The following is a 21,009-nucleotide window of genomic DNA, read 5'->3' on the forward strand; positions in this document are numbered from 1 at the left end:
CCTGGATTACTAATGAATTAAGGAATTGCCCGTGTTAGTGGCGATCGGGAACGTCTACCCAGCTACTCCGTTAGTGGCTGCCAATGACGTTTCCCTGGCTCGTTCGTGAAGCGCAGCACCTGACCAGCATCAACATCGGCAGCCTGGAATGCTTTGATTGGTCCAAAAAAGGTATTGAGTTGTGCCTCGTCGCAGGTGGGAAGAAACGTGCGCAGTATCGTAGGATCATAATAACGAAAGTACACCTTCCTGTTCTCTCCTTCTAATTCAACCAGCAAAAATCGCCGTAAATGGGTCCGTAATTCATTGGGCGGTACCTCTGCTTCGATACCAATACCAACCGAATCGCTTTGGGCGCTGCGCCACCAGGCGTCAAATGAATCGCCAGCCGTATAGCCTGCCAGACAGGGCGCCATTTCTTCCTGCTGCGCATCGGCTGGCCCCCGGTACAGCGACAGCCACAGCGAAGCCAATGACTTCACCTGGTCGAGGGTGTACCCAACCTGTACCACATCAAGTAAGGCGTACTGCATCGCTTCTATGAGTAGCTGATTTACAGCGACTCTATTTGTCAGTCAAGTTATGTACTTCCAGAGGCGTACTTGTGCGTTTCGTCTTCATCAGCATGAATTCATAGGTATTCTCATAAACTCTCAACACACACGAATGTTGAACGGTCACTTTTTGGCATTATACATATAAAGTATCAAGTCAATTGTTTCGACTAACCTACGAACTCTATACTTTACTCCAATAGCCAGACTCCCTCTATGACAAAAAAGAAACGCATAGGCTGTTTTTCTCCGTTTGCGGAAACTACTAAATACCTGTTACCAGAAATAGCTGACGTTACTTCACCAATGTAAACAGGCAGTAAGTCAACATTTAGTAACTCTCCAACAAAAGAGCTGCTTTTTAGCTTATTACTAACTGTTAATGAGCGCACTTCATCATCAGGAAGCAAACGATTATTACTGCTTAGAAGACTATATTCACTTACGTCGTCTGGTGAAAAACGTAAGCTATCACCTCCTTCTAAATTAATCCGGAAGGTAGTTTCGTATAATTCCTGCTCTGGCCCGTCATATAGATAGGCTTGGCTAAGCACTTTTTTCATAGTTGTCAATTAATTCACTGAATTAGGCTACTTTGGCGGTATATCTAACGAAACCCTTCTGATCTTACCTTCTTTAAGCATGTCTTCGATACTTTTGTCGAACCGATATTGCGTTCCTTTTTCTGATTCATCAAACCACGGAATCACTTCTCCTTTGCTAGTTGGCAACTCATCGGTCATTACTTCATATACAGCCTTAGGATTTTTGTCAGTACCAGGCAATAAAGCACGATCAGAGTAAGGAACGTCCTGTGGAGATCCAAACTTACCCTTATCTCTAAATTTACCACCTTCATCTATCCACCCTCCATACCGATCGAATGTATCTCCTTTTTTAAGAACGTGGCTAGTTTCTTCGATAGCACCATTGTTTGGTGGCCACCCTCCATTTATTTTTTTACCATCAACTCCTTTATTAAATAATTCCTCTAGTTCCGGCCACTTATTCTTTCGCCATAATGAGTATGCTTTATCAGCTATTTCAGGATTTTGACACTTTTAAAATCACCAACAGTATCTAAAAATTTTCGGTACGTTGGGCTATACTTAAGTCGTATTCGTCTAATGCCTGCCCTCGCCGCTGCGATCAACTTACCCCCGCCACGCATTAAAGTCTGCCCAATTCGCGTTCCAGCAGCCCACCGTCCAGCACTGCCCGCCAACCGACCCAGTACGGGTCCCAGTAGCTTACCAGCCAGGCCGAAAGTACCCGCCAGCAGGCCTTCGATGGCCGCCGCCTGCAAGGCACAAACCAGACTAAGCGGATCGCCGTTGATGGCCTGCTCAGCCAACGTACCCAGGAAACCACCGGCTGCTGCACCCGCCATCAGGCCCGGAATGCCACCCACCATAGCGCCCACCAGCGCTGCACCGCCAATAATAAGCAAAGGGCCAAAATCACCCAGCGGATCGTGGCGTCCGTAGGGATCCTGTCGGGCGTAGGCGTAGGTATAGGTATCGAGCTGCTCCAGCCACTGCGGATTCAGGCTTATATATTGCCCCACAAAGGGAGCGTAGTAACGGCCCACATTGTAGTACAGCCCCGACTCATCGTCGGCGTATTGGCCGGCTAGTCGTAAGGGTTGTCGTATAGAGGCCACTACTTCCCGGCAGTTGCCAAAGGCGCTGTATTCGCCCTGCCATACCAACACACCCCGGCTGTCGAACGCGTGGGTAACGGCTCCCCGGTTGTCTGATTGACAATCTTAACATTGTGAGCTATCGCTACATATTTTATTCAGACAAAAGACTTAGCAATGTCTGATCACCAATCTGAACAGCAAAATCATAGGGGGATCTATTTGCTTTATTCTTTGTGCTTTTATTAGCACCATGTAGGATTAATAAGCGGACTATATCATACTTTCCCCGTGCATTAAATACAGCTGTCCAAAGCACAGTATTGCCGTGTTTATCACGCAAGTTCACATTTGCACCTGCTTTTAGCAAGGCGTCGGTAAGCTCTGAATTATTGTGAGCTGCTGCATAATGCAGTGGAGTCTGTCCTTGTTCATCTTGATTATTTACGTCAATAGATAAGCTAATCAACTGATTAGCAATTTGGCTAGCTTGAAAGGAGATCGCTTCATGTAATAGATTTTGTCCAAATTCATTTTTTATGTTGATATCCACCTCTTTAATTAAATCAACAAATTCTTTCCAAGCATTTAGCCTGACAGCTTGAAAGATGTCTTCAATCTTGCTCATATTTGTGGCTTCTGTTATTTTTTGGTAATTCTGGCTGGTAATTACGTGGATCTCGATAGATATTCAAAAACTCATCTTTAGTGATTTTTCCGTCAATATAGTCTTTGTGCAATTTTCGGTACTCTCTACCTGGTTTATGTCCCATGTCCCATTGTCCATTTCTAGATCGGCTCTTATCCCAACTAATTTCCTCGCCAGTGTTTGGGTCATAAACTTTTCCATCAGGCTGGCGGGCATTTTCAAAAGTGTCATCAACTTGATTTTTTCCGTATGTTGGCCTTGACTTTGCGTAAGGTTTAATACCACTGATCGGGGTGTTAGGGCTTGATTTACGAAATATACGGCCGATAGCCTGCCCAATTCGGCTTTGAGCCACTGCCCGGCCCAACCGACCCAGTACGGGTCCCAGTAGCTTACCAGCCAGACCGAAAGTACCCGCCAGCAGGCCTTCGATGGCCGCCGCCTGCAAGGCACAAACGATACTCAGTGGCTCGCCGTTGATGGCCTGCTCAGCCAACGTACCCAGGAAACCACCGGCTGCTGCACCCGCCATCAGGCCCGGAATGCCACCCACCATAGCGCCCACCGCCGCCCCCGCCCCCGATAAAGCACCGTGCACAAAACTAGCCCCCACCTGCCGCCAGCTACCTCCCTGATAGGCGGTTACCCCGGCGTTGATCAACCCTCCCACCAGCGCTGCACCGCCAATGATAAGCAAAGGGCCAAAATCACCCAGCGGATCGTGGCGTCCGTAGGGGTCCTGCCGGGCGTAGGCGTAGGTATAGGTATCGAGCTGCTCCAGCCACTGCGGATCCAGGCTTATATATTGCCCCACAAAGGGAGCGTAGTAACGGCCCACATTGTAGTACAGCCCCGACTCATCGTCGGCGTATTGGCCGGCTAGTCGTAAGGGTTGTCGTACGTAAGCTACTACTTCCCGGCAGTTGCCAAAGGCGCTGTACTCGCCCTGCCATACCAACACACCCCGGCTGTCGAACGCGTGGGTAACGGCTCCCCGGCTATCGGTATGCAGGGTGTATAGCTGCTCTCCTTCCAGAAAAGCCACCGGCGTATAGGTATCCGGGTGGTAGACATATTGGCGTACCACAGGATTGGCCTGCGGCGTGGGTTGATACGTCTCGGCCAGGAGCCGCCCTTCCAGCCAGGCGTACTGCCAACGTACCTGCCCATCTGTTTTACTGATTCGCCGTCCCAGTCCGTCGTAGGTATACTGCCAGCGTTGGCTGTTGATGGTCAGGCTACTCAGCGTACTGTTGCGGGCAAACTCAAGCTGCATCGGCCCCTTCGGCCCCCGTAACGACGTGGCATTGCCTAAGGCGTCATACTGCCAGACATCCGGCCCCACCGCCCGGATCTCGCCCATCGGTCCGCTTCGTACCGGCCAGCCGTTCAACTGCTGCAACGTACCTGCCGCGTCGTAGCTGAACTGTTCACGTACCTGGCCTGTCTGCCGGTCAGCAACGCTCAGTAAGCGGCTTTCAGCATCATACGTCAGGGTACATAGCTGGCCTGATACCGCCTCCTCTATACCAGTCAGCCGCTGCTCGGCATCGTAGGTATAGCGTTGCTCGGCCAGGACTTTTCCAAGCTTGTCAGTAAGGCGGGTTTGTTGCAAGCCGCCCAGGTGCTGCTGTATTTCCTGCTGACCGAGACCGTTTGGGTAGTTGGTGTTGAGCAGCAGTCCGTTAGGGCCGTACTCATACTGGATTCGCTGGTCGCCAGCGTCGATGTAGCTCAGCCGTCCGTTGAGGTCATAGCCGTAACCCACGACCAATCCGGTGGCCAGACGTACCTGCGTCAGTTGCCCATTATCCTGATAAACCAGTTGAGAGGTCCCCAGAATGCCCTGTTCAGCAGCCAGCCCATGACCAGCATACCCAAATGTAAGCTGGCTATCGGGGGTACGAATCGACAGCGGTCGGCCGTCAGCATCCTGCGTGAAACGTACCCAGGGGCCATCCTGCCAGATCAGCTCGCGAAGTGACTCGCCATTATAGTGCTGAATGAACCCTTTCCCATCGCGTAGGCTGACGTAGAGCGTCTCATCTTCCTCATCATATGCCACCGTTTGCCTTGACCCATCAGCATAGATAACTCCTGTCAGATAGCCCTCGTCGAACGTAAAGTGGGTGGTCCGGTTCAACGGATCAACCAAGCCGATAAGTTGACCAGTCAATTCATCACGGATGTACTGTCGGGTATGGCCGGTACGATCGGTCAGGTGCGTGAGCAATCCGCTGGCATTGTGCTCAAATTGCCGAAACGCGCCGCCCGGGTATGTTACCCGTTTCAGGATACTCTCTTTGTAATTGAGCGAAAAAGCCTGTTCGGGTGCCGTTTGTAACCGCGTAATTAATCCCTCCGGTGTGCGGGATAGCTGGAGTTGTTCACCACCCGGATAATCGATGCCGCTTAACTGACCATTTTTGGTATAGCTGAGGTGATACTCATCACCTAGCGGCTGCCTGACTGTTTCAGGCAGTATACGGTCGGTATATATCAGCCTGGTTTGAGCCCCGCGCTCATCCGTGGCTACAAACGAGTGGCCGTCGGGCAACTGCTCCACGTCGAAGCCATCGCTCCGCAAACCAGCCATTGCCTGTTGACGGATCTTTTCGCGATGAGGTAGCCGGAAGGCGTCGAGCTGGCTTTGGCGAATGACAAACATGGTAGTCTAGCCTCAGCTTAGCATTGGTCCATAAACGGCGAACCACCGGCATCACCGATCAGCACCGTAAACTCACCCAGGATGATACGGCCACCATGAACCGTCATATCGCCCATGCGGGCAGCAGGTTTGCCATTAATGTGTACGCTTGATGACCCCTGCACGATTACATCGGGCGGACCAAGGCAGGTGCACATATCACCAACTGTCGCGGCGGGCCGACCACCGATGAGCACATTGAATGAGCCTACCATCACCGGCCCCCCAACGTGCGGATTGGGTGATGCAAGGGGGCAAGTATGCATATCACCAAGTCGGGCGGCGGGCTTTCCCATACTGTCGGGTTGATCTATAGAGAAAGCTTAAATATATGGTTTTACGCGAATAAAGTAGCCCGCAGGTATAGCTAAATCCAGCTCCTTTTTACTTAGCGTAGTGCTCGCCGGATAATGTCCTCGACAGACAGGCTGCTGTCGGCATTCAGAATATCGTCGACGCTTTTCTCGGCTGATGGGCGCGGAAATCCCAGCGCAATCAGGGCGGCCAGTGCTTCTTCCCGAACCGGGTTGCCCGCCTGCTGACGATACGTTGGTGTATCGGGTAGCAGCCCCGACTTTTTCATCTTGTCTTTCAACTCCAGGATGATCCGTTGCGCCGTTTTGGCACCGATCCCTTTGATGGCCTGCACCGCCCGCACGTTTTCACTCATGATGGCCAGCCGGAGATCCTGCGGCGACATGGCCGACAGCATACCCAGCGCCGTGTTCGGTCCCACGCCCGACACGGCAATCAGTTCGCGGAAAAGCGATTTCTCATCGGCTGAAGCGAACCCGAACAGCGTCTGGTTGTCTTCGCGGAAATGGTGATGGATAAACAGTTTTACCGGAGCCCCACCACCAGGCAGCGTTGAGTAGGTCTGAAGCGAAATGAACACTTCATAGCCCATACCTTGTATGTCGATAATGGCATACGAAGCTTCTTTATACGATAGCGTGCCGTCTAGATAGGCGATCATAAGCGAATCATTTAGCCTACCAATAGCTTCTGCCCGGGGTGGACGCTGTTGCCTTTGATACGGTTCATTTTTTTGAGTTTATCAATCGAAATATTGCCGTAGCGCTGGGCAATGTTCCAGAGCGTATCGCCCGGCTGCACCCGGTGGTATTTTGGCTTCACCCGTTCGTGGTGCGCCTGGCTTTCTTTGTGCTTTTTCGACGAGCCGTTATCCTGTTGCGCCATCCGCTCCGTATGGGTCTCGCCCGCTTCGCGCAGGATAGTCAGCTTCTGGCCCGACTTCACGGTGCCCGACCGCATTTTGTTCCAATGCTTTATGTCGTAGGTTTCTACGCTGTACTTCTCAGCAATGCCCGATAGCGTCTCGCCCCGTCGAACGGTGTGCGTCACTTTCCGGGGTTTACGCATGACCACCGCTTCCAGGTCGTCGGGCTCGGGCCGGTCATTCTCTGCCACTACGGTTGCGGGTATGACAGGTACGTTATCGGCCAGGCGGCTGGCAACACGCCAATCGGCAGGGTCGTTGGCTGTATCGAGGCGAGTGGGTATGAGCTCATTATGCGCCAGCAGAACGTTCTCCATCATAACCGGCATCTTCGAGGCCGAATCCATGATCATTTTTCGGTTGGCCTGCACGTAGCTGTGGCGCTCGCTCGGCACCCGCAGCATGTGATTCCGGGTATACTCGGGTAGCTGATCGGCCGTAATCGACGGGTTCAGTTTCTGCAAATCGGCAAACGAAACACCGCTCAGGCTGGCAAACGTTCTAAGATTCAGGTACGAGTTGATTTGCAGGGTATCAAAGGCAATCGGGTAGTCGGGACGTTCGGCGATAATACCATGATCATTGCCGTAATTCATCATGTAAGTCATGGCGATGAACTGCGGCACATACGACCGGGTCTCTTTCGGCAGGCCTTCATAGCAGGTCCAGAAGGTCGTGCCCCCCGTACGGCGCATAGCCCGTTTCACAGCTCCCGGTCCGCAGTTATAGGCCGCCAGCGACAGTTCCCAGTCACCAAAAATCCGGTAAAGGTCTTTCAGATACCGACAGGCTGCTTCGGTGGCTTTATTAGGGTCCATCCGATCATCCACGTAATCGTCGATAGTCAGATTGAAATCCTTGCCGGTATAGGGCATGAATTGCCAAAGGCCACCCGCCCCCACCCGCGACATCGCCCTTGGGTTCAGTGCCGACTCCACAATGGAGAGGTACTTCAGTTCATCGGGCATGTTGTATTTCGCCAGCGTCTTTTCATACAGCGGGAAATAGAACGGCATCCGTTCCATAACCATGCGTGTATAGCTCGGTTTGCGGTAGGTAAAATAATCGATGAAGTTATGAACGACCTTGTTATAGGTCAGTGGAATCTGGCGTTGCAACCGGGGCAGTCGTTCGCGAAGGACGGCTTCGGACACACTCGGCAGATTCAATACTGTTTCAACAATCAGGGACGTGTCCACAACCACCGTGTCGGCAGCTGGCAGCAGTTGGTTGGCCGACGCTGGGTACGTTACCGTAGGCGTGGGTCTGGCTACCTGTGCCTCTGCAACTGGCAATGACATAGCCCAGAGCAGGGTAGCACCGCCGGCAATCAGGAGGGTCATTAGTTTCATATCATACTTCGTTACGAGTTACCAGTGTTGAGCGGCCTGCCGGGGAGACCAGCCGCCCTGTTTCAAGTGTGCCGTTGCTGTACCATACGGTCGATCAGCAGCGCACTTGACGCTTTGTTTTTCAACGTCAAAAACTAAACCAATGTCAAATAGCTCGCTGCCATTGTTACCAAAGCCCGTTCCCGAAAAGGCGGGGCCATCAGTTGAAGGCCAATTGGCAGGGCTGGCCCGTCACCGTTTGCATCCGTTCCGTTAGGAATCGAGATGGCGGGGTAGCCCGTTACATTAGCCTGAACGGTAAAAATGTCTGCCAAGTACATCTGTAGAGGATCTGTACTTTTTTCGCCTAAGATAAAAGCTGGCGTTGGTGTTGTTGGCATCATCAGGAAATCATACTGCGCAAAAACCTGCTCTGTTTCTTCCCGCACCAGCCGACGTACCTGCTGGGCTTTCGTATAGTAGGCATCGTAATAGCTGGCACTCAGCGCGAACGTACCCAGCAGAATCCGCTTGCGAACCTCCGGGCCAAAGCCTTCCGTCCGGCTTTTTTTGTACATCGAAATCAGGTCGGTCACCCCTTCCGTTGCCCGATGGCCATACCGCACGCCATCAAAGCGCGAGAGATTCGAAGAGGCTTCGGCTGTGGTCAGCACATAGTATGTTGGCAGCAGATGCTTCAGCAGCGACAGGCTTACCGGCTCAACCACATGACCCGCCGCACGCAATCGGTCGATAGCCTGTTGGGTGGCTTCCCGCACCGCCAGTGACACGCCTTCACTCTCGACCCCATCGACCAGGTAAGCGATTCGGGCGGGCTGTTCAGGCGCTGCCGGTGAGGCGTAAGCATCGACGGGCTGCGACGAAACGGTGCTATCGAACTCATCAGGTCCGGCCATCACTTCCAGCAACAGGGCTGCGTCGGTTGGCGTATTGGCAATAGGACCAATGCAATCGAAGGACGAGGCGTAGGCAACCAACCCCCAGCGGCTTACCCGTCCGTAGGTTGGTTTGAGGCCCACCACGCCGCAAAAAGCCGCCGGTTGGCGTACCGAGCCGCCCGTGTCGGAGCCAATACTGGCCAGGCATAGTCCTGCCTGAACGGCTACTGCCGAACCCCCACTACTTCCGCCCGGTACCCGCGTTGGGTCGGCCGCATTACGAACCGGACCAAACGCCGAATTTTCGTTCGATGACCCCATCGCAAATTCGTCGCAGTTTTGCCGGCCAATAATGATCGCGTCTTCGGCCAGCAGGCGCTCAACAGCCGTGGCGGTGAATGTAGCTTCGAACCCGTTGAGCATATGGCTGCCGGCACGCAGGTTATGACCAGCATAACTGAGCACGTCCTTAATACCGATCACCATCCCATGCAACCGGCCTAACGGCGCAGGTTGGCCGGTTCGGCGGGCATCCAGCTCGTCGGCGCGCTGGCGGGCCTCATCGGCATATACCTCGGTAAATACGTTCAGGTGCTGCTGATCGGCAATGCGCGTCAGGTATTGGTCTACCAGTTGACGGCAGGTTACGGCTCCACTGGCCAAATCAGCCTGCACGGTGGTAAAAGAACGGTATAGAATCACGGGAAAAAGGGACGGTCACTAAACAAAAAAACAGACAACCCCACGCCTTGCGGGCATCGGGTTGTCTGTGTATACGAAAGGAAATTCCTTATTTAATGTCTTTCAAACCATCTTCGATGTTCTCGCGAACATCTTTGGTGGCGTCCTTAAATTCCCGGATACCTTTACCAAGGCCACGGGCCAGTTCAGGCAGTTTTTTGGCACCAAAGAACAGGAGGAGGGCTAGAAAAATGAGCAGCATCTCCTGACCGCCCAGACCCATAAATGCTAAAATGGATGCTGTAATCATAATATGTCGTGTTTAGAACGTATGCAAAAGTAACAAAAGCCTCGTGAAGAAGCCATTAAATTAAAGGTAAAAAAGGCAGTGTGTGGGTTGGTTATACCCTTATTTCAAGTCAATAATCTTGCCGGTAGCCCGCTCCTGCTGGCGCTCCCACTCCCGGAAGTTCTCCAGGTCGGTGTTCAATGAATTGAACAGCCAGACCATCAGGGCAATGTCATCGGCAAAACCAACAATAGGCAGAATATCAGGAATAAAATCAATGGGTGACACAAAGTAAACCAGCGCGGCCAGCGTGGAAATCAACGTTTTGGTAGGTACCTGCCGGTACGCACCCGACGCGTATGCTTTCACCAGGCGACTCACCAGCCCGATTTTCTCCCGAAAACCAATGCCTTCTTCCCCCTTTACCGCCTCACTTTTACCCAGTGCCTCCCGAATCAGGGCCAGCATACTTAGTCCGTTGCGGGCATACTTACCCGCCCGAGCCGTTGACCGACGAAAGAAAATAGACGAAAGAACCTGGGCAATCAGACTACGTTTTGCCATTGACGACTTGCTGTTTTGGTTAGTGCGTCTGCGATACCTACGCAGATCAGGGGTATAACAGATTTATTCAGAAAAAAGTCTGTTTTGTTCCATCTACCGGTACAGATGGTCGCGTTGAATGACGTACCTGAGCTAACCCTATCTGAATGGCTTCCGACAGCCCGCGACCGGAGTTTTTTGCGTACTTTTGTGGTTTCATTGGTATCTATATAACCCCCGTTTCATCAACGTGAAACATATTCGCAATTTCTGCATAATCGCCCACATCGACCACGGTAAAAGTACCCTTGCCGACCGCCTGCTGGAGTTTACCAAGACTGTCGGTGCCCGTGATATGCAGGCGCAGTTGCTCGACAACATGGACCTGGAGCGTGAACGTGGCATCACCATCAAGAGCCACGCCATCCAGATGGATTACTACCATAACGGCGAGTTATACACCCTGAACCTGATCGATACGCCCGGCCACGTCGACTTTAGCTACGAAGTGTCCCGGTCTATTGCGGCTTGTGAAGGAGCCCTGCTGCTGGTCGATGCCTCGCAGGGAACCGAGGCCCAGACGATCTCGAACCTGTATCTGGCCCTGAACAACGATCTGGTCATTATTCCGGTACTGAACAAGATCGACCTGCCCGGTGCGCGGCCCGAAGAGATCAAGGACGAAATGGTGGACCTGCTCGCCTGTGAGCGCGACGACATCATTCCGGCGTCGGGTAAAGAAGGCATTGGTGTACCCGAGATTCTGGCCGCCATTGTCGAGCGCATTCCGCCGCCGAAAGGCAATCCGGATGCCCCGCTGCAAGCCCTCATCTTCGATTCGCACTTCAACTCGTATCGGGGTATCGAAGTAATCTTCCGGGTTAAAGACGGCCGTATCCGCAAAGGCCAGAAGGTGAAGTTCATGAACACCGGCAAAGAATATTTTGCCGATGAGATTGGCACACTCCGCCTGACCCAGGAACCCAAAGACGTGATCGAGTGCGGCGACGTAGGGTACCTCATTTCGGGCATCAAAGTGGCTAAAGAAGTTAAAGTTGGCGACACGATCACCAGTTTCGACGAACCGGCCGACGTAGCCATTCAAGGGTTCTCGGAAGTAAAACCGATGGTGTTTGCGGGCATTTACCCCGTTGAAACCAGCGAGTTTGAAGACCTGCGCGAGGCCATGGAAAAGCTTCAGCTCAACGACGCCGCCCTGGTCTGGGAACCCGAAACGTCAGCGGCGCTGGGCTTCGGTTTCCGGTGCGGCTTCCTGGGTATGCTCCACATGGAGATCGTGCAGGAGCGTCTCGAACGTGAATTCGACATGACCGTCATTACCACTGTGCCGTCGGTACGGTTCGAAGTCATGACGACCAAAGATGAGTTGCTCCAGGTGTCGGCCCCGGCCGAAATGCCGGAACCGAACCATATCAAATACATCGAGGAGCCGTTCATCAAGGCGCAGATCATTACCAAAGCCGAGTACGTGGGCGGTATCATGGGGCTGTGCATGGACAAGCGGAGTATCCTGAAAAATCAGGTTTACCTCACCGCCGACCGGGTAGAGCTACAGTTTGAAATGCCACTGGCCGAGGTTGTCTTCGATTTCTTCGATAAGCTGAAAACCATTTCGCGCGGCTACGCTTCGCTCGATTATGAGTTCATGGACAACCGGGAGTCAGACATGGTGAAGCTGGATGTGATGCTCAACGGCGACAAAGTGGATGCCCTGTCGGCCATTGTACACCGGTCTAAATCCTATGAATGGGGTCGGAAACTGTGCGAAAAACTCCGCGAGCTGATTCCTCGCCAGCAATTCGAGATTGCCATTCAGGCGGCGATTGGCCAGAAAATCATTGCCCGCGAAACCCTGAGCGCCCTTCGTAAAGACGTATTGGCCAAGTGTTACGGCGGTGATATTTCCCGGAAACGCAAACTGCTCGATAAGCAGAAAAAAGGAAAGAAACGCATGCGTCAGGTCGGCAACGTCGAGATCCCGCAGGAAGCCTTCATGGCCGTTCTGAAGATCAACTAATCTGGTGGATACGCTACGTTTTGACTGGGAGGGCCATTTGACTCCGTACGAAGCTATAGAAACGAACTGGCAGTCATTCGTTGAAACGTTTGGTTGGAATAACCATCGATTGAGCTTATTAAACTCTTTTCAGTTGCTTTGTACAGAGTTGACTACGCTGTTTCCTGAAGAATATACAATATGGATTGATGGGAGCTTCGTGACCCGAAAAGAGCGACCTAACGATATAGATATTGTATTTATCCTGCCAGCAAAAAGGTATGAAACTGCTGAAAACGAATTGCGTTTATTACGTAATCAGTTTACTGGTTTGGACGTTTATTTCATTAAACTAATAGACGAAGGAAAACCCAATCACTTCTTGTACATTTCTGACTGTACAGAGTGGATCTTTCAATTCACTAAAACCAGACCAGACCGGTATACACGGCGTAAGCAACCCAAAGGATTTATTCAACTGAGGTGGTAATTATGGAGACGCATACTGAACTACATACTGAGATTGTCGATGTGTTGCAGCGAATTGAACGTTTAACAGCTCAAATTGAGTTGCACGAGAAGCAGCCTGATGTCGATTCACTATCCATTGAGGGCTATCAGCGGTTGCGCGAGCAGTATTTCCGCCAGTTGGAAGAGCTTCTGGCCGCTCTTAATATTCGGGCAGACATTCATCTGCAGGCCGCGTAGCGTCGAGATTCCGCAGGAAGCCTTCATGGCCGTTCTGAAGATCAACTAATCAGTAAATCATTCATACTGGCCGCCCCGCTCAACCCGTTTGAGCGGGGCGGCTGGCTTTATGGGACTACCGTATCGGCTCAACGGTTTTGCCGCTTCCGCCATCCAGAATTACTTTTGCCAACTCATTTCAATTACCAATGCCCGACTTATCCATCCTGATTGTCAATTACAAAACACCTCGGTTGATCATCGACTGCTTGCATTCTGTGTTCGAGCACACCGCAGGTATCGACTTCGAGGTGGTGATCGTGGATAATCAGTCGGGCGATGATAGTCAGGCACAGGTACGTTCCGCCTTTCCGCTGGCCGACTATCCGCAGGTACGTTGGTTTGATATGGGCTACAACTCGGGTTTTGGTCGCGCCAACAACTACGCCATGAAGCAGGCGCTGGGCCGCCACTATTTGCTGCTCAACTCCGATACGCTGATGATCGACAACCTGATTGGTCGCTGCTCGCACCTGCTTGATGAGCAGCCAGACGTGGCCGCGGTGGGCGCTATGCAGATTAACCGGGCGGGGCAGGTGCACACGCAGATGTACACCCGTTTTGGGGAAATCAGGCGTCCGTTCTACATTCTGCCCATCAACCCCAGGGTACAGACCTGGTTATCTCAGCAAATTCCTGATACGGTTTATGATGACCCCAATCAGGTAGACTGGATCATCGGCGCTTTTTTGATGACCCGACGCACTACGGTAGACAAAGCAGGCCCGTTCGACGAGCGCTTTTTCATGTACGGCGAAGACGTGGAATGGAGCTGGCGGCTTGGCAAACAGGGTCGAATGCTGGTGCTGCGCGACGGCTTTTTCATCCACCTGGAATACGGCTCTGACCCAACCTATCAGGCCCGCGAAATAACGTACATCAACCGGTTTAAGACCCAGATGCAGGTATCGAACCTGTTATGGATCCGTAAACAGTATGGCGCTGGCGCCTACCTTTTGCTGATGCTTCACTACTGGACGCTGGTCCCGATTATTTATTTGTGGAAGGTAAGCGTGAATTTTCGGCAAGGGAAACCCCTGCTGAGCGAATTGGACAATCAACGGGCATTTGCCCAACAAGTCGGTATCTTTACCCGTTTCTTTTGGAAGACGCTGTTCAACCAAACTCATTTTTTCAAAGTATAACGCGCCAGGTACGTCACTTACCCGTACAAGCCCACCAATTGCCTGCCTGATTTCAATGAAACTACTGTTTATTACGCCGGTGGCCAACCGTTCGGGGTCTGTCACAACCCTGTTGAATTACATGCATTACGCGCCGAAGAACGATGCTCGTCGGTATGCCATGTTTAGCCGCCGGGCCGGTCAGCTCGATCTGGCCGACTACAAGTGTCCACTCTATTTCAGTCCGCAATCAGACCGGTTTAGCTACCGGCTGTATGAAACGGCGGTGCACAAGCTGATGGGCAGTATTCCGCATCTGAAGTCACTGGAAGACGCCCACAAAGCCGAGCAGGCCGATCTGTGGTATATCAACACCATTGCCATGCCCGAATATGCCCTGCTGGCCATCAGACTCGGGCAACCGTATGTACTGCACGTACATGAGCTGGTTCAGGAATATGATGAGCGCGGGTACGATGAGTTCAGGCAAATGCTCGACGGCGCCAAGCTGCTGTTCACCGCCTCACAAACGGTGGTCGACAACCTCGAAAACATGGGCTACAAGAACGTAGTGCTCATGCACGGGCTGATCAATGTGGAACAGATCAAACCTACCCGCGACCGCGCTGACGTGCGTAAAGAACTGGGCTTCCGCGACGACGAGTTTGTGTGGCTCATGTCGGGCGCGTGGTCGAATCGGAAGGGATTCGATATGGTACCGGACATTCTGCGCGAGATGCCCGCCGGTACGCCGTTTGTCTGGATGGGGCCTGCCCGCAAAACCGGCATGACCTATTATGTGGAGCAGTATATCAAGACGTATAACCTTAACGTCCGTTTCCTGACCGAACAGTCGACACAGTACTTTAGCTATTTCAACGCCTGCGACGGCTTCTGCCTCACCTCACGCGAAGATTCCTACCCCATTGTCATGCGGGAAGCATCGGTACTTGGCAAGCCTATCGTCGGCTTTAATTCGGGGGGTATTAACGAGTTTGTAAAACCGGGCATGGGCGAAATGGTGGAAGGTTTTTACCCCAAAGCCCTTGCCGAAGCCATGATGCGCGTGCAAACGGGTCAGACCGTCATTGACAAAAACAAGCTGCAAACAGCTATTACTACCCAAACCCAGCAGGCCGAAGCCAAACGCTGGATCGAAACCCTGGAAAGCGTTATTTAACGCTACGCTGTCATTTATGGCCATTACGTAGTCAATGGTTGTCATTAGTAGTAACTCTTCGTAAAACAGCAAATGACCACTTAATGACAACTGATGACAGCGTAGCGTAATGACAATGGATGACCACAATGACAACACCAATTATGACTGAGCAGAGTAAGACATTTCTTTACCAGTACCTCAACAACGCCTCGCCGACTGGTTTTGAATCGTCGGGCCAGCAACTCTGGCTCGATTACCTGAAACCGTATATCGATGAGTATATCGTGGATACGTATGGTACGGCAGTAGGTGTCATTCATGGGGCTGACGACTCGCCCAACAAAGACTATAAAGTCGTCATTGAAGCGCACTCGGATGAAATTTCATGGTTCGTGAATTTCATTTCCGACGATGGCTACCTCTATGTTCGGCGGAACGGGGGGTCCGATGCCGTCATTGCCCCGTCGATGCGGGTGAATCTGCACACGAAGCAGGGCGTGGTGCAGGGGGTTTTCGGGTGGCCTGCCATTCACGTGCGCGACCTGGCGAAAGACACCGCCCCGAAAGTAACCGATCTGTTTATCGATGTGGGCGCCCATACTAAAGACGAAGTAGCCGACATGGGCATTCTCGTGGGTACGGTCTGTACGTTTGTGGATGGTCTGACCGAGATGAATGGCCGTTACTTTGTGGGCCGTGCGCTCGATAACCGGATGGGTGGCTTCATGATTGCGGAAGTGGCCCGTCAACTGAAAGAGAATGGGATTCGCCTGCCCTACACGCTCTACATCGTCAATGCGGTGCAGGAGGAGATCGGCCTGCGCGGCGCTGAAATGATTGCCCGTCGACTAAAACCAGACCTCGCCATTTGTACCGACGTGACGCACGATACGCAGTCGCCGAAGTACGACAAGAAAGAACAGGGCGATCTGAAATGCGGTAGCGGACCGGTATTGTGCTACGGGCCCGCCGTACAAAACAACCTGCTCGATTTCATGATCGGTGTAGCCGACAAAAGCGAGATTCCGTTTCAGCGTCAGGCCGTCAGCCGGTCGACGGGGACCGACACGGATGCTTTCGCTTACGCCGCCGAAGGTGTTGCGTCAGCCCTGATCTCATTACCATTGAAGTACATGCACACGACGGTTGAAACGGTGCATCAGGAGGATGTTCAGGCCGTGATCCGGCTCATGTATGACGTACTGCTGGCCCTGAAAGGCGACGAAGATTTCCGGTATATCAAGTAAGTTTCAGGTTTCAGGTTTCAAGTTTCAGGTTTCAAGTGCGCTGCAGCAAGAACGAATAGATAATAAGCAGCGCACTTGAAACCTGAAACTTGAAACCTGAAACTTGACACCTGAAACTTGAAACCTGAAACCTGAAACCTGAAACCTGAAACCTGTCATCTACCCCAGCTTCGGTTCGATCCATAACGTACTCAGGAGCAAGGCAATGCCGAGAAGCCATCCCCAGTCAGGGATGGCTTTTTCGATGGTACGCGCCGTAGTACTACCAGCCTGAGTGGGAACAGTATCGTAGCGACGATGGGCACGTACCCAGCTGGCCACCTGTTCGCGTTGCGCTACAGCAGCAAGCCCATTGTCAGGCGGTGAGTTGGCAGGTACGTTGCCATAGGCATAAAGGGCCAGCGAATCCTGCACAGGTAACCAGCCCGAGCTAGCGAAACGCCCCGTGGATTCATACGAGCGGGTGTTTACCGGGGCAGGTTGCAGGATCAGTGTGTCTGTGCCGACGCGCAACCGGCCAGGCAACGTACTTGGGTTATTCACCTCAAAGCGGACGGGTTGATGCGTTAAAACAGGCGCGTCGATTTGGATAGTATTCCTACCCACAGGCCGAAGCGGGGCCAGCACCGACTGCCACAGCCGGGTGTAGGCGGTTGTGTCGCCGCTGAGCCGAAGCTGGAACGTCTCGGTGAGCAGACTGACGGCAACCCGGCCACTCCCCACTTGCACCGCAACGGGATACCCCGCCACAGGCAGGGTACCCGGCACGGGTGGAAACCGAAACGGAAGGGCCGTTAGATCAGGGCTGATATGGATCGTGTCTTTCCCCGGCATGCGACGTACCTGTAAGCCCGTCCGCAAGGCCCGATTAAGGGCAGGCACCTCCACATCCGGGCGGGTCAGGTTGATCACCAGTACGCTCTTCCCCGCTGCCAGCGCTTTGCCGACAACCTGATTGGTCACGTTGGCCGGATCGGTAACGACCAGATCAGGCAGTGCATTGGTGGTCGTTTTATTGATGGTCAGTTCGCTACCAATCCCTTTCGAAAGCCGGTTGGTTAGTTCAACGGCGTTTCCCTGCTGACCCAGCCAATCGGCCAGGGCGCGGGTTTCAAAATCAGGGGCATCGAGCACGAACCGGACGCGTAGTTTTTCGGCGGGCCGGGCTACGAAGCGTACCGTATCGAGCACCGTTTTATCGAGGGCAAGTGTCAGTTGGGTACGTCCCTGAGCGAACGTGATATACGATAACCTGAACGACTGGCTATTGGCTGTCAGCCGGGTGCTATCGACCGTTTTCTGTCCGAACCGGAGCCGGAGCATCCCTCCTTCTGCCGTGTTGATCCTGCCTGAAACAGTTTGCCGCTCGCCTTGACGGACAACACCTTTCCACTGAATTTGCTGCAGTTGCCCAGGTACGTCATAAGGAGTCCAGATAACCACCTGTCGCGCTAACCTGGCCAGTTCGTTGCCTGAAAAATCCTGCCCAAGTAGCCACACCGTATCAACGGGCACGACGCTTTTCAAGGAGCGAAAGGTACTGGCTGTCATCGTGGTCTTTATGCCCAGGTTAGCCGCCGTTGTCCGCACGTAATCGGCAGGTACGTTGTCGGCGGCGAGCACTAGTTTGCCCGACGGCAGCGTCTGTTGCCAGCGCGGTTGCAACCAGAGCCCCAGCACCGCCAGCCATAACAGCGCGTGTAACCCCATTCGAATGGCTTTGCGGTTGGTACTTGTCCCCTTCTGCCGATGGATAAACCAGATCGGCATGACCAGCAACGCCAGCAATAGTACAGCCAGTAACCAGGTTTCAGGTACGTTCCAGTCGAGTGGGGGAATGGTCATTACGGGAAAATTATCTTATCAGCTTTTTAGTTAGTTGGTACTATGTTACTTCATACTTCGCCAGAACGCATCTTCGAGGCGCTTTTCGGCTACCTGCGCAGATCGGCCGCCTACGGTAGAAGCCGGCACGAATTGAGCCAGCCTGGTTTGCAGTTGTACTACCGCCGCCGCTGATAAACGTTGCCCCGAAGCCAGCCGTTGCAGGTGAGTCAGCACCGACCAGTTAGTCATCCCGCTACGCATCAGCGGGCCACTGAGCGCCGCGCTCAACTGACTTACCTGCTGCCGTTGGGCAAGGGTTAAGCTGGGCAGATCAATCAGCCCCAGCACCTGGGCTACCAGCGATGCTACGGGTACGTCGGCGTAGTGGCGGGACAGCTGATGCTGCGCGGGTACTTTACCCAATTCGCCCGTCAGCCGGGTTTCTTTTTCTTTCAAGGGGGGCGGGTCATACCCGCTTTTCTTGGCATAGGCGCGGGCTTTCTGCTGGGCAATTTTCAGGTACTCGAGCGCCTTCACTTCAAACGGACGGGCTTTTTCGGGTTCATACAGCCGAAGCTGTAGTTCAGACTGCCACATCTGTTCCAGCGCCATTTTCAGCAAACTCCGCGTCGACTGCTCGTAGAACGTGTTCACTTCGCCATTGTCGTGGTTGTGTACATATTGCTCCATCATCGCCGCCAGCGGGTCCTGCTCTTCGCCTGCCTTCCCTCCGTGGTCATGGTCGTGATCATGATCCTCATGAGCATGGCCTCCCCCCCCTTTATCATGCGCCTCGGCCGGGCCGCCATTCGGGTCTTCCTGCGTATCGTGCTTGTGCACGTAGCCTTCCAGCAAATCCGCGTCGTTATCGGCCAGGGGTGTGTGGCCACCAATCTGGTTTTCAAACTCTTCACCCATGTATTGCCCGTAGCGAAGACGCAGCACTTTCTGGTCGAACCCGATCTCGTTCGACGCTGCATTGAAGGCCTTAGCCGCCATTTTCTTCCGTTTGGCAATCAGCTTATCTGTGTCGATAATGATCTGGCGCTGACTCCGAAAATACTCGGGCATGATATTTACGGCCATCGTAGCCAGTTCGGCTTCCTCGTTGCGGGCGGTATCTTTAAACACCACGAAATAGGTATCCGACTTAGTGAGTTGCGGCTCGGGCTGGCGGTTGTCGATGGCAGCCCAATAGTAGTATAGTTCATCACCGGGGGCAAAACCAAGTTTGGCCAGATCGAGCGTATGACTCGCCTGCGCTGTTTTGAAGGGTCCGCTGCTCACCGGGAAACGGCTCTCGCGGAACTTCACGTTCTCGCCCGAACCACGCGCCAACGTAGCTACGATAAACGCCTGCTGTACCCGGAAATCATCTGAGATCTGGGCCGTAACCCGAACCTGCATTGGCTCACCCATGCGGTGAAAACGGTATAATTCGTTCGCCGTTGGTTTAATCACCGGCGGTACATCGGGGCGGGCATCGAGCCGGTAAAAATCCGATTGGTAGATCAGCGAATCGCGGTTGGCAGGCGTTTTCCAGTAAGCCCGAAGCGCATACAGCCCCGAGTTCAAGAGCCGATCCTGATACCGGAAACCAGCCTGCTGGCGAGCAAACGGAATTTCTTCACCCCGGCTGTTCACCAGTTTGACGGCAACCCGGTTCATCTCGCTCAATTTGACCTGCCACGTTAGCGTAGAACCCACATAAGCCGTTACGTTCAGCTCAGTCCCAGTCCGGGTAGGCAAGTCAGTATAGGCTGGTGGCTGAACGGTAAGCAGGGCCGACTGAAACGTGGGCGGCAGAATAGGTGTCGCCTTGTCAGCCGCCTGTCTGTCAGCCAACTGCGTAGCCTCATCGACGGGCTTACCAGCTGTGGCTGGCCAGAAATGGATGGTCGCAAAAACGACTGTCGATGCAGCCAGCAATAACCAGTAAGGGCGAAGATCCTGAAAAGCAATTAGCGGACGTGGTGTTTGGGCGGCCTGGTCGGCCAGGCGTTCGAGTTGCAGCTGTTCGGCCAGGTTCGGGCGCTCTTTGGTCAGCAGCGGCAGGCTGTATTCGGTCTGGCCCAGCGTTTTGTGGAGTAGCCCGATGGCCGCTTCCCGTTTCGGCTCAAACGTCCCCAGCCACCACGCCGCGCCAGCCGATACCAGCACCAACGTACCCAGCACCATACCGATACTCACGGGGAACAGGGCCACCAGCAACGCAACCGATACGCCAGTCAGCAGGCTTTTCAGTGCGCTATTGGTATACAACTGAGTGGTAACCGAACGAATAAGTTGATGAAGTGGCTGCATAAAAGTGGCACCGACCCGGGCGTTCCCGCTCCAGTTTCGGTAGTAA

General features: G+C 53.2%; 20 protein-coding genes. 6 read left to right on the plus strand and 14 right to left on the minus strand.

What is annotated here, in order from left to right:
• Positions 1-62: 62 nt before the first annotated feature.
• From ACAW75_RS07395 to ACAW75_RS07450, 12 genes are all read right to left on the minus strand, one after another.
• The gene (locus tag ACAW75_RS07395; RefSeq protein WP_370728048.1) at positions 63-533 is read right to left on the minus strand and encodes a DUF4123 domain-containing protein; all 471 of its coding nucleotides are present in this window, start codon (positions 531-533) and stop codon (positions 63-65) included.
• Positions 534-745: 212 nt separating this feature from the next.
• Entirely contained in the window at positions 746-1,117 is a 372-nt protein-coding gene (locus tag ACAW75_RS07400) for a hypothetical protein (RefSeq protein ID WP_370728049.1), read from the minus strand.
• Positions 1,118-1,144: 27 nt separating this feature from the next.
• On the minus strand, positions 1,145-1,597 hold the full coding sequence (locus ACAW75_RS07405; RefSeq protein ID WP_370728096.1) for a TNT domain-containing protein: 453 nt from the start codon (positions 1,595-1,597) through the stop codon (positions 1,145-1,147).
• Positions 1,594-2,268 carry an RHS repeat-associated core domain-containing protein gene (locus tag ACAW75_RS07410; RefSeq protein WP_370728050.1) on the minus strand — a complete coding sequence of 225 codons (675 nt, stop codon included), beginning with the start codon at positions 2,266-2,268 and terminating at the stop codon, positions 1,594-1,596. The genes ACAW75_RS07405 and ACAW75_RS07410 overlap by 4 nt, the downstream gene beginning before the upstream one ends.
• An 82-nt stretch (positions 2,269-2,350) precedes the next feature.
• Positions 2,351-2,824 (minus strand): ankyrin repeat domain-containing protein, encoded by a 474-nt coding sequence (locus ACAW75_RS07415; RefSeq protein WP_370728051.1) that lies wholly within the window; start codon positions 2,822-2,824, stop codon positions 2,351-2,353.
• Complete coding sequence (locus ACAW75_RS07420; RefSeq protein WP_370728052.1) at positions 2,811-5,513, minus strand: GH-E family nuclease; 2,703 nt, start codon at positions 5,511-5,513, stop codon at positions 2,811-2,813. The genes ACAW75_RS07415 and ACAW75_RS07420 overlap by 14 nt, the downstream gene beginning before the upstream one ends.
• A 17-nt stretch (positions 5,514-5,530) precedes the next feature.
• Positions 5,531-5,848 carry a PAAR domain-containing protein gene (locus ACAW75_RS07425; protein ID WP_370728053.1) on the minus strand — a complete coding sequence of 106 codons (318 nt, stop codon included), beginning with the start codon at positions 5,846-5,848 and terminating at the stop codon, positions 5,531-5,533.
• Between the two features lie 92 nt (positions 5,849-5,940).
• The gene (gene ruvA / locus ACAW75_RS07430; protein ID WP_370728054.1) at positions 5,941-6,528 is read right to left on the minus strand and encodes a Holliday junction branch migration protein RuvA; all 588 of its coding nucleotides are present in this window, start codon (positions 6,526-6,528) and stop codon (positions 5,941-5,943) included.
• A gap of 11 nt (positions 6,529-6,539) precedes the next feature.
• Positions 6,540-8,144, minus strand: coding sequence for a lytic transglycosylase domain-containing protein (locus ACAW75_RS07435; RefSeq protein WP_370728055.1), 1,605 nt, complete (start codon positions 8,142-8,144; stop codon positions 6,540-6,542).
• Between the two features lie 134 nt (positions 8,145-8,278).
• Positions 8,279-9,724 carry an Asp-tRNA(Asn)/Glu-tRNA(Gln) amidotransferase subunit GatA gene (gatA, locus tag ACAW75_RS07440; protein ID WP_370728056.1) on the minus strand — a complete coding sequence of 482 codons (1,446 nt, stop codon included), beginning with the start codon at positions 9,722-9,724 and terminating at the stop codon, positions 8,279-8,281.
• 88 nt (positions 9,725-9,812) lie between these two features.
• On the minus strand, positions 9,813-10,013 hold the full coding sequence (gene tatA, locus ACAW75_RS07445) for a twin-arginine translocase TatA/TatE family subunit (protein ID WP_370728057.1): 201 nt from the start codon (positions 10,011-10,013) through the stop codon (positions 9,813-9,815).
• 99 nt (positions 10,014-10,112) lie between these two features.
• Positions 10,113-10,556 (minus strand): YkvA family protein, encoded by a 444-nt coding sequence (locus ACAW75_RS07450; RefSeq protein WP_370728058.1) that lies wholly within the window; start codon positions 10,554-10,556, stop codon positions 10,113-10,115.
• Between the two features lie 229 nt (positions 10,557-10,785).
• Here ACAW75_RS07450 and lepA point away from each other — a divergent pair, with 229 nt between their 5' ends.
• The 6 genes from lepA (at position 10,786) to ACAW75_RS07480 (ending at position 16,832) form a co-directional block, all read left to right on the plus strand.
• Positions 10,786-12,573, plus strand: coding sequence for a translation elongation factor 4 (gene lepA / locus ACAW75_RS07455; protein ID WP_370728059.1), 1,788 nt, complete (start codon positions 10,786-10,788; stop codon positions 12,571-12,573).
• A gap of 4 nt (positions 12,574-12,577) precedes the next feature.
• The gene (locus tag ACAW75_RS07460) at positions 12,578-13,042 is read left to right on the plus strand and encodes a DUF6932 family protein (protein WP_370728060.1); all 465 of its coding nucleotides are present in this window, start codon (positions 12,578-12,580) and stop codon (positions 13,040-13,042) included.
• Between the two features lie 2 nt (positions 13,043-13,044).
• Positions 13,045-13,260 carry a hypothetical protein gene (locus ACAW75_RS07465; RefSeq protein ID WP_370728061.1) on the plus strand — a complete coding sequence of 72 codons (216 nt, stop codon included), beginning with the start codon at positions 13,045-13,047 and terminating at the stop codon, positions 13,258-13,260.
• A gap of 188 nt (positions 13,261-13,448) precedes the next feature.
• On the plus strand, positions 13,449-14,444 hold the full coding sequence (locus ACAW75_RS07470; RefSeq protein ID WP_370728062.1) for a glycosyltransferase family 2 protein: 996 nt from the start codon (positions 13,449-13,451) through the stop codon (positions 14,442-14,444).
• 55 nt (positions 14,445-14,499) lie between these two features.
• Positions 14,500-15,603 carry a glycosyltransferase family 4 protein gene (locus ACAW75_RS07475; protein WP_370728063.1) on the plus strand — a complete coding sequence of 368 codons (1,104 nt, stop codon included), beginning with the start codon at positions 14,500-14,502 and terminating at the stop codon, positions 15,601-15,603.
• A 143-nt stretch (positions 15,604-15,746) separates the two neighbouring features.
• On the plus strand, positions 15,747-16,832 hold the full coding sequence (locus tag ACAW75_RS07480) for a M42 family metallopeptidase (protein WP_370728064.1): 1,086 nt from the start codon (positions 15,747-15,749) through the stop codon (positions 16,830-16,832).
• Between the two features lie 159 nt (positions 16,833-16,991).
• On the opposite strand, the gene ACAW75_RS07485 is transcribed toward ACAW75_RS07480, so the two are convergent.
• Together ACAW75_RS07485 and ACAW75_RS07490 are read right to left on the minus strand one after the other, a co-directional pair.
• On the minus strand, positions 16,992-18,677 hold the full coding sequence (locus tag ACAW75_RS07485; RefSeq protein WP_370728065.1) for a hypothetical protein: 1,686 nt from the start codon (positions 18,675-18,677) through the stop codon (positions 16,992-16,994).
• Positions 18,678-18,722: 45 nt separating this feature from the next.
• Positions 18,723-20,963: a hypothetical protein gene (locus tag ACAW75_RS07490; protein ID WP_370728066.1), complete on the minus strand. Its 2,241-nt coding sequence runs from the start codon at positions 20,961-20,963 to the stop codon at positions 18,723-18,725.
• Between the last annotated feature and the right edge of the window lie 46 nt (positions 20,964-21,009).

This window comes from Fibrella arboris (genome assembly GCF_041321095.1).
GTDB lineage: Bacteria > Bacteroidota > Bacteroidia > Cytophagales > Spirosomataceae > Fibrella > Fibrella arboris.